This window comes from Halopseudomonas phragmitis (assembly GCF_002056295.1).
GTDB classification, from domain to species: domain Bacteria; phylum Pseudomonadota; class Gammaproteobacteria; order Pseudomonadales; family Pseudomonadaceae; genus Halopseudomonas; species Halopseudomonas phragmitis.
Genome location: NZ_CP020100.1, coordinates 1,550,477 through 1,563,789, shown reverse-complemented (window position 1 = coordinate 1,563,789; position 13,313 = coordinate 1,550,477). Strand labels below are relative to the sequence as shown.

General features: G+C 60.5%; 12 protein-coding genes. 6 read left to right on the top strand and 6 right to left on the bottom strand.

From position 1 onward, the window contains the following. Positions 1-60 precede the first annotated feature (60 nt). A complete protein-coding gene (gene yihG, locus BVH74_RS07185; protein WP_080049403.1) occupies positions 61-951 on the top strand; it encodes a 1-acylglycerol-3-phosphate O-acyltransferase, YihG family in 891 nt (296 codons plus the stop codon). On the opposite strand, the gene BVH74_RS07180 is transcribed toward yihG, so the two are convergent. From BVH74_RS07180 to BVH74_RS07170, 3 genes are all read right to left on the bottom strand, one after another. Next, entirely contained in the window at positions 945-1,271 is a 327-nt protein-coding gene (locus BVH74_RS07180; RefSeq protein ID WP_080049402.1) for a TraR/DksA family transcriptional regulator, read from the bottom strand. The two genes, yihG and BVH74_RS07180, sit on opposite strands and share 7 nt — an antisense overlap. Before the next feature lie 77 nt (positions 1,272-1,348). After that, a complete protein-coding gene (ald, locus tag BVH74_RS07175) occupies positions 1,349-2,467 on the bottom strand; it encodes an alanine dehydrogenase (RefSeq protein ID WP_080049401.1) in 1,119 nt (372 codons plus the stop codon). 107 nt (positions 2,468-2,574) lie between these two features. Beyond that, entirely contained in the window at positions 2,575-3,624 is a 1,050-nt protein-coding gene (locus BVH74_RS07170) for a GGDEF domain-containing protein (RefSeq protein ID WP_080049400.1), read from the bottom strand. A gap of 238 nt (positions 3,625-3,862) precedes the next feature. Here BVH74_RS07170 and BVH74_RS07165 point away from each other — a divergent pair, with 238 nt between their 5' ends. From BVH74_RS07165 to BVH74_RS07145, 5 genes are all read left to right on the top strand, one after another. Then, positions 3,863-4,867 carry a response regulator gene (locus BVH74_RS07165; protein WP_080049399.1) on the top strand — a complete coding sequence of 335 codons (1,005 nt, stop codon included), beginning with the start codon at positions 3,863-3,865 and terminating at the stop codon, positions 4,865-4,867. 19 nt (positions 4,868-4,886) lie between these two features. Next, positions 4,887-5,852 (top strand): sensor domain-containing diguanylate cyclase, encoded by a 966-nt coding sequence (locus BVH74_RS07160; protein ID WP_080049398.1) that lies wholly within the window; start codon positions 4,887-4,889, stop codon positions 5,850-5,852. A gap of 59 nt (positions 5,853-5,911) precedes the next feature. Then, the gene (dbpA, locus tag BVH74_RS07155) at positions 5,912-7,291 is read left to right on the top strand and encodes an ATP-dependent RNA helicase DbpA (RefSeq protein ID WP_080049397.1); all 1,380 of its coding nucleotides are present in this window, start codon (positions 5,912-5,914) and stop codon (positions 7,289-7,291) included. Between the two features lie 44 nt (positions 7,292-7,335). Beyond that, positions 7,336-9,189: an SLC13 family permease gene (locus BVH74_RS07150; protein ID WP_080049396.1), complete on the top strand. Its 1,854-nt coding sequence runs from the start codon at positions 7,336-7,338 to the stop codon at positions 9,187-9,189. Positions 9,190-9,389: 200 nt separating this feature from the next. Beyond that, positions 9,390-11,330 carry a diguanylate cyclase gene (locus BVH74_RS07145; protein WP_080049395.1) on the top strand — a complete coding sequence of 647 codons (1,941 nt, stop codon included), beginning with the start codon at positions 9,390-9,392 and terminating at the stop codon, positions 11,328-11,330. On the opposite strand, the gene BVH74_RS07140 is transcribed toward BVH74_RS07145, so the two are convergent. From BVH74_RS07140 to BVH74_RS07130, 3 genes are all read right to left on the bottom strand, one after another. Continuing rightward, positions 11,317-12,417 carry a PQQ-dependent sugar dehydrogenase gene (locus tag BVH74_RS07140; RefSeq protein WP_080049394.1) on the bottom strand — a complete coding sequence of 367 codons (1,101 nt, stop codon included), beginning with the start codon at positions 12,415-12,417 and terminating at the stop codon, positions 11,317-11,319. The two genes, BVH74_RS07145 and BVH74_RS07140, sit on opposite strands and share 14 nt — an antisense overlap. Before the next feature lie 54 nt (positions 12,418-12,471). Then, positions 12,472-12,945 carry a hypothetical protein gene (locus tag BVH74_RS07135; protein WP_080049393.1) on the bottom strand — a complete coding sequence of 158 codons (474 nt, stop codon included), beginning with the start codon at positions 12,943-12,945 and terminating at the stop codon, positions 12,472-12,474. A 79-nt stretch (positions 12,946-13,024) separates the two neighbouring features. Further along, the gene (locus BVH74_RS07130; protein ID WP_080049392.1) at positions 13,025-13,303 is read right to left on the bottom strand and encodes a hypothetical protein; all 279 of its coding nucleotides are present in this window, start codon (positions 13,301-13,303) and stop codon (positions 13,025-13,027) included. Positions 13,304-13,313 lie beyond the last annotated feature (10 nt).

Here is a 13,313-nt window from a genome sequence, read left to right as displayed (position 1 = left end):
TCACCCAGGCGAAAAATCATTATGCTTGCAAGCTCGGCCGCAAGAAAGGAACTGTTTTACATGCCCCATTGGTTGACCGGCGTACTCACCTGCCTGCTGATCCTGCTCAATACCCTGATCGGCATTGGCCCAATGCTGATACTTGGAATCATCAAGGCTCTCGTGCCTCACCCTGCCAGCCGCCGCTTCTGCTCGCGCTGGATCATGTGGATCGCCGAAACCTGGGCCGAACTCAACAAACTGATCTTTGCCCTCATGACCCCAACCCACTGGGATATCCGCTGTGACACGCCGCTGGAAAGCAACCACTCCTATCTGGTGATCAGCAACCACCAGTCCTGGGTCGACATCCCGGCTCTGGTTCAAGCTTTCAATCGCAAGACGCCGTACTTCAAGTTCTTCCTCAAAAAAGAACTGATCTGGGTGCCCTTTCTGGGACTGGCTTTCTGGGCGCTTGATTACCCGTTCATGAAGCGTTACAGCAAGGCGCATCTGGCCAAACACCCGGAAGATGCCGGCAAGGATCTGGAAATCACCAAGCGCGCCTGCGAAAAGTTTCATTCGATCCCGGTGACCGTGGTCAACTACTTGGAAGGGACCCGTTTTACTCCAGCCAAACATGCTGCCCAGCAATCGCCCTACCAGCACCTGCTCAAACCCAAGTCTGGTGGAATTGCCTTCGTCATGGCCGCACTGGGCGAACAGATGAAGTCACTGCTGGATGTCACCATCCTCTATCCCGAAGGCAAGCCGCCGGGCTTCTGGGCTTTGGTTAGCGGCCGGGTTGAACGGGTGGTGGTGGATATTCGCGGCCTGGATGTACCCACAGAGCTGTTCAAGGGCGACTATGCAAACGATCCGCAGTTTCGCCAGCAGTTCCAGGACTGGGTCAACCAACTATGGCAGGACAAGGATCGGCGCCTTGAACAATTACGTGCCGAGCGTCACTGACGCTCGGCCAGATCGGCACAACCGATGCAGTATTCGGCCGCAGGCAAGGCTTCCAACCGGGCCGGAGCTATGGCTTCACCGCAACGCTGGCAGATACCATATTCGCCCTGCTTATAGCGCTCGATCGCTAGCGCCACTCGGCGCTGAAGTTCACTGGACTCGGCCAGCAAGGCTTCCATGACCTCGTCATTCTCACGCTCCTGAGCCTGTTCGGCCGTATCGCTGGAGTAGCGCGCAGCCAAGTCCCTGCGCAGCGCACTGCTACGCGCGGCATAGTCATCGTGCAGCCGTTGCAAACGGCTCAAGGTGGTATCGGACATGGCATGACTCCCAACCTGATGATGCGGCTAACCGGACTCAGTTTAGCCAACGGTCGACCGCACCATACTGATGCAGATCAAAGCCCGGCCAGGGCCTGCTCAAGGGCTTGCACCGGCAACCCCAGCGCCTCAGCCACGCTGGCGTTGGTCAGCTGCCCGGCGCAGACATTGAGACCGTTGAGCAGGTGCGGATCATCGCCAAGGGCCTGCCTGGCCCCCTTATTGGCCAAGGCCAGAACAAACGGCAAGGTGGCATTGTTGAGTGCTTGGGTCGAGGTCCGTGCCACAGCCCCAGGCATATTGGCCACACAGTAGTGCACCACTTCATCAACCACATAAGTCGGATCGGCATGCGTGGTCGGACGTGAGGTTTCGGCGCAGCCACCCTGGTCAATGGCAACATCCACCAGCACCGCACCCGGCTGCATTCGCCGCACCAGTTCAGCACTGATCAGCTTGGGCGCCGCTGCCCCCGGGATCAGCACCGCCCCCACCACCAGGTCAGCGCCGCACAGCTGTTCTTCAACGACTGATGCGGTGGAGTACAAGGTGGTAATGCGGTTGCCATACTGAGCATCAAGCCGCCGCAGCACATCGGGGTTCTTGTCCAGCACGCTGACATCGGCTCCAATACCGACCGCCATGGCCAGGGCATTGGCGCCCACCACACCACCGCCCAAAATTACGACCTTGCCACGCGGCACCCCGGGCACTCCACCCAGTAAGACGCCCCGTCCACCTCGGGCCTTTTCCAGGCAACTGGCCCCGGCCTGAATCGCCATGCGCCCTGCTACCTCAGACATTGGTGCCAGCAATGGCAGACGCCCCTGAGCATCGGTCACGGTTTCATAGGCGATGCAGGTTGCCCCGCTGGCCAGCAGATCTTCGGTCTGGGCCCGGTCTGGCGCCAGATGCAGGTAAGTGAATAATACCTGGCCAGGGCGCAACCGGGCCCGCTCTTCGGCCTGAGGCTCCTTGACCTTGACGATCAGATCGGCTTCGGCAAAGACCTGTTCAGCACTCACCAGCTTCGCCCCCGCGGCCTGATAGGCCGCATTGTCAAAACCGATGGCCTGGCCGGCATCACGCTCGACACTGACCTGATGACCATGGCGTACCAGCTCCATTACTGCCTGGGGCGTCAGGCCGACCCGGTACTCATGGTTCTTGATTTCCTTGGGCACACCAACATGCATGATGTTCACTCCTCAACAGCGCCACACATTCTTACTCACCAGTGTAGAAGCCAGCCCTAAGGATTCAATTAAATTTACACAATGTTTTATATTCAGAACATTCAGTATCAGCCATCCATGGACTCCATCTCCGGCGCCTGCCGGCCAGAGGCAACCACCTGATTGCGGCCTTGGTGTTTGGCCTGGTACATCCGCCAATCGGCACTTTGCAACAGCGCATCCAGATCGTCGCCGTCATCCCCCAGAGTCGCGACCCCGGCACTGAAGCTAAATCCCAGATCCTGGTCCGCCAGTGGCAGAGGCCGATCCTGCAATTGCTCACGCAACTTGTCGGCCAGCTCAGTCGCCGCTACCAGACTAGCCCCCGGCAGCAAAATGGCGAACTCTTCACCGCCAAGTCGGCAAGGCAGATCGACCTCGCGACGGGGTTCAGCCAGCAATGCCGCCAAATGGCACAAGGCCTGATCACCGATATCGTGACCAAAGGTATCGTTGATACGCTTGAAGTGGTCGATATCCAGCATGATCAGTGACAAGGGGCTACCGTTGCGCATGGCATGGGCAGTCTCACGCTCGAACACCTCGCGCAATTTGAACCGATTGGCCAAGCCGGTCAGCGGATCCGTCCTGGCCTGCTCTGAAAGGCGCTTTTCATTTTCGGTCCGGCTGCGTTCGTAGACATGTGCCAGTATTGCAATCGCCAGACTGCTCACGGCCAGATTGGTCAGTGCAATGAACACCCTCGGCTCGCCCTCCATCAGCAGTCGGTACTTGAACGCCAGCACACCCAGCGGCACAAAACCCAGCGTCATCCAAAAACCAGCCTTGAGCCCGAGCAACATGTAGCTGATGATCGGCACCGCCTGAATCCAGGCAAAGATCGTCCGCGACGAGCTGGGTAGCGTCATGGCCAGGATCATGATCATGAAAAAAGGAATCAGGAAGGCCAGCAACCAGGCCCTCAAGTAACGGGTACGTTCAGCAATCCAGAGCATTAACAAAGCGAAGCCAGCGTAGAACAGCTCCAGTGCGCCCAGCAAGCGTGCGCCATGCGCGGTATTGGACAGCCCGAAATACAACCCGCAGAAAAAAATCAATACCAGCAACGCTCTGCGGACAGATCGAAAGTGCTGCTGACCGGTCTCAGTGTGTTCCATCGTCAAGCACTCCTTGTAACCAGTCTGGCTGGCACTGAATGAGTCCCTGACCTCAAGCGTATCAGCAAAAACCGGAATGTCCTGCCATCAGTCGAAAAGTGTCCGGCAATACGCGCGAATCCCTTCTCAACAGGTCAATATATTGTCATGCTTGCAGCCGCCAGGACTAATGGCCATTTGCCGTAATTCTGCCGCCATTTTTTTGCCACCCTTAGGCCCGGGAACAAGGACACCTGAAGTGAGCGCCATTCCTCTGCTGGTATGTGATGACTCAAATATGGCTCGTAAGCAGCTCATTCGTGCTCTGCCGGCCAACTGGCCGTTCCGGATCACCCAGGCGGCCAACGGCCTCGAAGGACTCAAGGCCATCCGCGAAGGTTCAGGCCAGATCGTCCTGCTCGACCTGACCATGCCCGAACTCGACGGCTTCGGAGTACTCAGCCAGCTGCGCCAGGAAGGCCTGCATGCCGAAGTCATTGTCGTATCCGGTGACATTCAGGAGGAGGCGATACGCCGGGCCAAGGCCCTAGGCGCCCGGGCCTTTATCAAGAAACCGGCCGACCCCCAGCACCTGGCCGATGCGCTGAACAACCTTGGGGTCAATGTCGCGTTGGCCGAAGTGCCCGCGGCCAGCAACGAGCCGCTGCCTGAGCTGCCCAGCGTGTCGTTCCGTGATGCCTTCCGGGAAATCGCCAACATCGCCATGGGTCGTGCCGCCGAACTGCTGGGCCGGGTACTCGGTGTTTTCATCAAACTGCCGATTCCCAACGTCAACATCCTCGAAGTTGGTGAACTGCATATGGCTCTGGCTGACGCCCAGCGTGGAGAGCAGTTATCGGCCATCTGCCAGGGCTATATTGGCGGCGGCGTAGCAGGCGAGGCCCTGCTGATCTTTCACGATGCGCAAATCGAGGATGTCGCCCGCCTGCTCAATACTGCCAATGACGAGACCGCTCACCTGGAAATGCTACTGGATCTTGCCACTATCATTGTTGGCGCCTGCCTCAACGGACTGTCCGAGCAGCTCAACATCAGCCTGTCCCAGGGACATCCGATGGTGTTAGGCCAGCATTGCCCAGTTGAAGAACTGATCCGTATCAACCAGCGCCGCTGGAAGCGCACCCTGGCAGTGGAAATCAGCTATGGACTGGAAGATCTCGATATCCACTTCGACCTGCTGCTGCTGTTCACCGAAGATTCGGTACCGCGTCTGCGCGAACAGCTCGACTTCATGATCAACTGAGCTCAACGGGACCCCTGCCATGGCCGCGCAGTTTGACATCAACGAACTCCACTGGCTGCTGGATATCGTCCAGAGCATCGATGTAGGTGTTGTCGTGCTCGACCGGGATTACCGGATCGAGGTCTGGAACAGTTTCATGGAAAATCACTCTGGACTGAGCTCTGCCGAGGCCGCACAGCGCTCGCTATTCGAGCTGTTCCCCGAGATAGATCAAGACTGGTTCTCTCGCAAGCTGGAAACAGCTGTTTTGCTTGGCACCCGCGCTTTCACCATCTGGGAGCAACGACCGTATCTGATACGTTTCAACAGCTATCAACCCATCACCGGGCTGGCCGATGCAATGTACCAGAATGTCACCATCATGCCGCTGCGCAACCCGCGCGGCGAAGCCGACCATGTCTGCCTGATCATCTACGATGTCACCGGCATCGCCCTCAACAAACGCCAACTCGAAGCAGCCAACCTGCAGTTGCGTGAGCAAGCCCACCGTGACGGCATGACTGGCCTGCTCAACCGACGCTACTGGGAACAGAGTCTGGAGCGTGAATTCGCCCGCTATCAGCGTTACGAGACACCCGCCAGCCTGGTGATGTTCGATATCGACAACTTCAAGCCAATCAACGATAACCACGGCCACCAGACTGGTGACGAGGTCATCCGTGAAGCCGCGCGGGTGATCCGCGAGCATGCCCGTGAAACCGATTATGCCGGACGCTACGGTGGCGAGGAGTTCGTGCTGCTACTGCCAGACACTTCGCTGCAAGGCGCCGCCCAACTCGCCGAGCGCCTGCGCCAGGCCATGGAGCGCTTGATCGTGGAGCACCTCGAGCAACGAGTGAGCTTCACAATAAGCCTGGGTGTAGCCCAGTTCAGTGAAGAGATGAGCTCAGCCTTCGACCTGGTGGCGGCCGCCGATAGCGCCCTCTACCAATCCAAGCAAGCAGGCCGCAATCGGACCACCCTGCACACCTCCGACGACACCTGAGCCGTCCCAGCGCATGGCATCTGCTACACTGGACGCCCGCATCCAGACCGAGCACTGCCGTGACCGCCACCACTTTTGCCAGCCTAAACCTCCCAGCCGCCCTGCTCGAGACTCTGGAACAACTGGGTTATCAGAGCATGACGCCGATTCAGGCGGCAGCACTGCCGGAGATTCTCGCCGGTCACGATCTGATCGCACAGTCGCGCACCGGCAGCGGCAAGACCGCCGCATTCGGTATTGGTTTACTGGCCCCAATCAATCCGGCGTTTTTCGGCTGCCAGGCACTGGTACTGGCCCCCACCCGTGAGCTCGCCGGTCAGGTCGCCAGCAGTCTGCGGACCCTGGCCCGTGGGCTGCCCAACATCAAGATCATCAGCCTCTGCGGCGGTACCCCGTTCGGCCCGCAAGTCGCTTCACTGGAGCAGGGCGCTCACATTGTTGTAGGCACGCCTGGCCGGGTACTCGACCACTTGCAACGTGGAACGCTCTCACTGTCCGGTCTGAACTGCCTGGTGCTGGACGAGGCCGACCGGATGCTCGACATGGGCTTTTACGACAGCATCGCCAGCATCATCGGCTATGCCTCGCCCAGACGTCAGACCCTGCTGTTCTCGGCCACCTACCCAGCCGGAATCGATAGCCTGACCGCCCGTTTTCTACGCGCCCCCAAGCGGGTGGAAGTCGCCTCCGAAACCAGCTCTCCTTCCATCACCCAGCGGTTCTATGAAGTGACAGCCGAGCAGCGTTTGCCGGCGGTACTGCGGCTGCTGGCCGCCGAGCGCCCGCAACCCTGTATCGCCTTTTGCCAAACCCGCCAGCAGTGCCAGGAACTGGAAAGTCTGCTGAACGCCAACCGGGTCAGCGCCCTGGCACTGCATGGCGATCTCGAACAACGCGAACGCGATCAGGTTCTGGCTCTGTTCGCCAATCAAAGCTGCAGCGTACTGGTAGCCACCGATGTGGCCGCCCGAGGGATCGACGTCGAAGGCGTAGCGGCAGTGATCAATGTCGAGCTGTCACCCGACCCGGCCGTGCATACCCACCGTATTGGTCGTAGCGGCCGGGCTGGCCAACCGGGGCTGGCCCTGAGCCTGGTGGCCGCGCGCGAACTCGGCCGGGCCCGGGCGATAGAAGAACAGCTTGGCGCACCGCTGGACTGGCAACCACTGGAACGCCTGCCGGATTACCTCGATAGCCCCCTGCTCGCGCCCATGCGGACCCTGGCGATTGCCGGCGGACGCAAGGACAAGGTCCGCCCCGGTGACCTGTTGGGTGCGCTGACCGGCGAGGCCGGCCTGCCGGCCGACGCCATCGGCAAGATCAGCATCAGCGACTTCCAGGCTCTGGTGGCAATCCGCTGGGATTTGGCCAAAACTGCGTTACAAAGCCTGGAAGCCGGCAAGATCAAAGGCCGTCGCTTCAAGGTAAGACTGCTCTGAGGCCCTATCAGCGATAGCCTGCCAAGGCCAGACAAGGAGCAAGGATGAACCTGGATCAGCTATTGGTATTTGCCATTCTCGGCATCACTGTTGCCCTGTTTCTCTCAGGCCGGTTGCGACATGATGTAGTGGCGCTGGCGGCGTTGCTGGCCTGTGTACTGAGCGGCCTGACTCCCAGCGAACAGGCATTCAACGGCTTTGCTCACCCGGCCGTGATCACGGTCGCGGCAGTCCTGATCCTCAGTCAGGGCCTGCAGACCACCGGCGCCGTCGAGGCCATGGCCCAGCGGGTATTGCCCAAGAATGGCGGCGTGCTGCTCGGCTGCGCTGCCCTGACCCTGCTCGGCGCGCTGCTCTCGGCCTTTATGAACAATGTCGGCGCCATGGCCTTGCTGATGCCGATCGCCATGCAACTGGCCCAGCGTCAGGGCATCCCGCCTGGCAAGGTGCTGATGCCCCTGGCCTTCGGCACCATCCTTGGTGGCATGACCACCCTGATCGGCACCCCACCCAATTTGATTGTCGCCGGGTTCAGGGCCGAACAGACCGGCACCGGCTTCGCCATGTTCGACTTTTCCCCGGTCGGGGTGGCGGTAGCCTTGGTCGGCGTCCTGTTCGCGGTGATTGGTGCCCGCTGGCTGGTCCCCCACCGCCCGCAAAGCGATGCAGCCAGCTTTGACACCGGCACCTACCTGACTGAAGTGCACATCAGCGCCGACAGCAAGGCGGTCGGCAAGACCCTCGGTGAAGTCGAGCAATGGCTGGACGAAGTCGACGCCCAGATCGTCGGCATGGTACGCAACGACTTCCGGGTCACCGCGCCCTACTCCAGCCGGACTCTGCGGGTCGATGACATTCTGGTTATCGAGGCCGACCCCGAAGGGCTCGGCACGGTTCTAACCCGGCTCGGCCTCAAGCTCGAAGAAGCTGTACCGCCGGAGGCCGAAGACCCGGACAACAACGATGCTCAAGCCCGCCCCAACCCTGAACCCGAGTCCGCCGACGACTCGGCGCCCGAATCGGGCAAGCCCAAACGCCATGAAGAAATCGCCTTGCAGGAACTGGTGGTCCAGCCCAGTTCGCTGTTGCTCGGGCGCAGCGCCAGCGACGTACAGATCCGCACCCGCTTCGGCATCAACCTACTGGCCATCTCGCGCCAAGGTCATCGCTCGATTCGGCGGCTGCGCTGGACCGAACTGGCCGCCGGCGATGTGCTGTTGATGCAGGGCCCAACCGACGCCATCAGCGGCTTCGCCAGTGAATACGGCTGCATTCCGCTGGCCCAGCGCAGCATACTGATTCCCAACCGGCGCAAAGCCCTGACCGCGATTGGCATCATGCTCGGCGCCATCGCCCTGGCCGCCTTCGGCCTGCTCCCGGCCGCCTTGGCCTTCACCGCCGGAGTGCTCGGCTACATGCTCACCGGCGTGTTGCCGCTGCGCCGCGTGTATGACGCCATCGACTGGCCAATCATCGTGCTGCTCGGCGCCCTGCTACCGCTGGCCGCGGCCATGGCTCACACCGGCGCAGCCGACCTGCTGGCCAAGACTCTGCTCGAACACCTGGCTCAGGGTAGCCCGGTCATCGCCCTGGCCCTGGTACTGATAGTCACCATGACCCTGTCCGACTTCATGAACAACGCCGCCACGGCGGCCGTCATGTGCCCGATCGCCTTGAGCGTGGCCAGTCAGCTGGGGGTCAACCCGGACAGCTTCCTGATGGCAGTGGCCATCGGTGCCTCCTGCGCATTTCTGACCCCTATCGGCCATCAGAACAACACCCTGATCCTCGGGCCGGGGGGATTTCGCTTCAGCGACTACTGGCGCCTGGGGCTGCCAATGGAGATCATCGTGGTGCTGGTCAGCATCCCCATGTTGCTGTGGATCTGGCCGCTGTAAAGGCCCTAGGGCCGGCGCTTGCCTTTGGTCGGCTCCACAGCGGATGCCCACCAAGTGGTTTGACGAGCAGCCATTGTGCCACCTATAGTCAAGCCATCAGTCTGCCAATCACCCAACACTCACCTGACCGGGAGCTCGGTTGAGCTCGCGCTTGGCGGGTAGTGGCAGTAGTTTCCAGGGATGCAAGCTGCACAGGCCATATGAGTTCAATCGACAGCCACGCTGAGTGGCCCCGTGTTTTGCAAGCGCCGCAGGAAGCCTGGCGCATCACCACAAGCCTGCTATGGCTGTTTGTGCTATTTGCACTGCCTGCCCTGGGCCTGCAAGCCCGGACAATGGAGCCAGCACCGCTGGTGGTCGATGGCAGCGAAAGCCGCATCAACCTCAAAGCGCATATCCGCTACCTGCGCGACAGCGAGAACCTGGACCATGACCAGGCGCTGGCCCAGCTCGAACACTTCCACAGCATCACCGAACGCCGCGACATTAATTTCGGCTATACCCGCGACACAGTATGGCTGGCCCTGAGCCTAAGCTCCGAAGCGCTGTACGGCACCGACTGGGTGCTTGAGCTGAACTATCCGTCACTCGACCAGATCCACTTCTACAGCCATGGTCCAAGCGGCCTGGAAACACAGCTCGCCGGCGATGTGCCCCGTTACGCCGAGCGCGACTTTCCGCACCGCACCCCGATCTTCAAGCTGCGCCTGGAACCCGGCGAGCAGCGCCTGGTGCTATTGCGGGTCCGCTCCGAAGGCAGCATGACCCTGGATGGCTCGCTGTGGCAAGCCGAAGCCTTCCGCCTTCAAAGCAACACCAGCTATGTGATTCTGGCCATCTACTTTGGCATGCTGCTGGCTCTGGGCGGTTACAACCTGTTGCTGTTCATGGTTTTGCGCGAGCGTTCTTTCCTGCTCTACGTGCTGTTTGTTTTCAGCTTCGCTGCAGGCGCCATGGCCATCAACGGTCTTGGCCCGCATTATCTGTGGCCCAACAGCGGCGAACCCGGAAACCGGGTGTTGCCGGTCAGCCTGACGTTCGCGTCGACCATCGCCTTGCTGTTTGCCCAGGCTTTTCTCAATACCGCCCGATGGGCACCGCGCTGGCACCAGGTACTAACCATTGCCGCCACCCTGGCCGCCAGTATCACCCTGCTCAATCTGGTGGTTCCGGTCCAGACCGCGCTGCAACTGATGTCGATGGCAGGTCTGTTAGTTTCCGCCCTGTTGTTCGCCTGCGGCCTGAGTTGCATGCTGCAAAGGGTTCCCGGTGCCGGCATCTTCGTCCTGGCCTGGCTGATGCTGTTGATCGGCGCCAGCATGTTGGCCCTGCGCAATTTCGGCCTGATCCCCTCCAACTTCGTCACCGTCTATGCCATGCAGGTCGGCTCGGCGCTGGAAATGCTGTTGTTGTCACTGGGGCTGGCAGCACGCTTCAATGAGCTCAAGCGGCAGAAGGAACTGGCCCAAAGCTCGGCGCTGGCCGCCCAGAAGCAGGTAGTCAAGGCCCTGCAACAACAGGAGCGGGTACTGGAGCAGCGCGTTGCCGAGCGCACCCAGGCGCTGGAGGCAGCCAACGCTCGTCTGGCCGAACTGGCCATGCAAGATCCCCTGACCAGGCTGGCCAACCGCTCGGCCCTGGCAAATCATCTGCACCAGGCGCTGCAGCGAACCCAGCGCCACAAGGAACTACTGGCGCTGGTGCTGATCGATTTGAATGACTTCAAAGCCATCAACGATCAGCTCGGGCACGAAAGTGGTGATCAGGTCTTGTGCCAGGTGGCCCAACGGCTCAAGGATTGCGCGCGCGAAGCTGACCTGATCGCCCGGCTCGGTGGCGACGAATTCATTCTGGTCAGTGAAGGTATTCAGGATCAGGAAGACGCCCTGAGACTGGGAGAGCGCCTGGAGGAAGCATTGAGCCTGCCGATCGATATCGAGCATGGCCAGATCAATGTTGGAGCCAGCATAGGCATCAGCCTTAGCGACGGCCACTGGCCAGACGCCGAAACACTGATGCGCTATGCCGATCAGGCCATGTACCAACGCAAGCGCAGTGGCCGCAGCGGCATCCAGCTCTACGCCGATGCCACATTGAGCAACCAGAGCGCCGCTGAAAAAGCCGACGTTAAGGCGCGCTGACCCGCAGCACCTGCCCTTGCGGGCTGTCGGTCAGCAGATACAGCGAACCATCAGCAGCGGTACGTACATCACGAATACGCACACCCAGCTCACCGAACAGCGACTCCTGCTCAGTCACCTGATTACCTTCCAGTACCACCCGACGCACATGCTGCCCGGCCAGGGCGCCAATCAGCAGATTTCCCTCCCAGGCAGGAAATTGCTCGCCGCGATACAGTGTCATCCCGGAGGGGGCGATTGATGGCGTCCACTGCACCAGTGGCTGCTGCATGCCATCCATCTCGGTATAGGGGCTGATTACCGCACCACTGTAATCCACACCATAGGTGATCTTTGGCCAGCCATAGTTGAGCCCCGGCTCAATCAGGTTCAGCTCATCACCACCGCGCGGACCATGCTCATGGGCCAGCAAGCGCTGCTGCTCTGCATCCCAGACCAGCCCCTGAACATTGCGATGGCCAATGCTGTAAAGCTCCGGGCGGGCACCCTCCTGGCCAACGAAGGGGTTATCCTCAGGCACTGAGCCGTCGCGGTGCAGACGCACAATGGCTCCCAGATGATTGGCCGGATTCTGCGCTTCTTCGCGGTGGATAAAGGCATCACCCAAGGTCAGGATCAGGGTGTGGTCAGGCAGGAAAGCGATCCGCCCACCATAATGGGCACCACCGCGCTTGGCGAATTCGGCACGAAAGAGCTCATTGACCTGCTCCAATCCGGTGTCGGTCAGCCGCGCACTGGCCAAACAGGTATTGTTGGCGCTTTCAGTGCCGCAGGCATAGCTGAGAAACAGCCGCTGGTTTTCGGCGAACTCGGGGTCAAGCGCCACCTCGAACAGCCCGGCCTGGCGCTCGACATAGACCTCCGGCACACCGCTCAGCGGTTCGGCCTGCAGATTGCCCTGGGCATCGATCAGACGCAGTTGCCCGGTGCGTTCGGTCACCAGCATCCGCCCATCCGGCAGAAACGCCAGCGACCAAGGGTGGTTCAGCCCTTGAGCGACGGTCTCGATCCGGTAGTCGGCCGCCTGAACAGCCAATGCAGCGCTCATCCCAAGACTGATCAACGTCATCTGTGTACGGCGTTTCATCGCTACTCTCCATTGTGTAGTCAGGGAATTCTGGGTAGCCCCTGGAGCCTGCTATTAACCTAGTACCCGCAGGCCACGCTTATTCGTGGGTCGGGTCAGCCGGCCGAACAACGCGCTGCCAATTCCGACTGCCACCATCATCGCCAGCAACCCAGCTAAACCACGGGTCGCGGCGATAAAGGTCGGCATCGGCAACAGGTAGTCGGCGATATCAAACGCCACCTTGATGCCCACCGCGCCCGCCAGGAAGAACAACACCCCGCGCCAGGGCTTGAAGATCCGCCCCAGCCCGGCCGCCACCGGCAAGGCCAGCAGCAGGGTGACGGCGACCATCATGGCAAAAATGGGGGTGAACCCACGCAAATCAGCCAGCGTGGTCGACAACCACAACCCCACCGGGATATCGGTCCCGATCAGGCGCAGCGCCGCCAGATTGAATTGCGTCTGGACCAGGGTCCCGAGCACGCTGGCCACAACAACCGCCAGCAAATAAAACAAAATTACACGCAGAATTGATAACAAGGTCATGTTGTTATTCCCGAAAAAAGCAGTCTGCCAAGCTCGGCGATGCCATGCACGCCATGCGCTGTAACGCGATATGTAAGACTCAGTCCTGCGCCTCGGGCAGCTCCGGCAGATTGCGCAGCGCCTGCTCGTAAGCAGCCAGATCGAATGGCTGGTCAGTCTCGAGCATCAGCCCGATGCTGTGGGCCAGTACCTGGACCATCAGATCGAGCGCGTCTTCGCGGCTGTAGCCCACCAATGTCAGCTTGTTCAGGGTTGCCTGAGTAGCCGGGGGCTGATTGGCCGCCAACTGGTTTTCGATAGCTTCGAGCAGTTTGTCGTGGGTGAACGCCTCATCGGCGTCATCATCGCTGGGATGCATCGGACAAAAC

Bases quoted from the DNA above. Each gene is read 5' to 3' on its own strand.
- BVH74_RS07160 (WP_080049398.1), top strand. From the start codon at position 4,887: ATGGCCGCGCAGTTTGACATCAACGAACTCCACTGGCTGCTGGATATC.
- BVH74_RS07145 (WP_080049395.1), top strand. From the start codon at position 9,390: ATGAGTTCAATCGACAGCCACGCTGAGTGGCCCCGTGTTTTGCAAGCG.
- BVH74_RS07140 (WP_080049394.1), bottom strand. From the start codon at position 12,417: ATGAAACGCCGTACACAGATGACGTTGATCAGTCTTGGGATGAGCGCT.
- BVH74_RS07180 (WP_080049402.1), bottom strand. From the start codon at position 1,271: ATGTCCGATACCACCTTGAGCCGTTTGCAACGGCTGCACGATGACTAT.
- BVH74_RS07150 (WP_080049396.1), top strand. From the start codon at position 7,336: ATGAACCTGGATCAGCTATTGGTATTTGCCATTCTCGGCATCACTGTT.
- BVH74_RS07130 (WP_080049392.1), bottom strand. From the start codon at position 13,303: ATGCATCCCAGCGATGATGACGCCGATGAGGCGTTCACCCACGACAAA.
- yihG (WP_080049403.1), top strand. From the start codon at position 61: ATGCCCCATTGGTTGACCGGCGTACTCACCTGCCTGCTGATCCTGCTC.
- BVH74_RS07135 (WP_080049393.1), bottom strand. From the start codon at position 12,945: ATGACCTTGTTATCAATTCTGCGTGTAATTTTGTTTTATTTGCTGGCG.
- ald (WP_080049401.1), bottom strand. From the start codon at position 2,467: ATGCATGTTGGTGTGCCCAAGGAAATCAAGAACCATGAGTACCGGGTC.
- BVH74_RS07170 (WP_080049400.1), bottom strand. From the start codon at position 3,624: ATGGAACACACTGAGACCGGTCAGCAGCACTTTCGATCTGTCCGCAGA.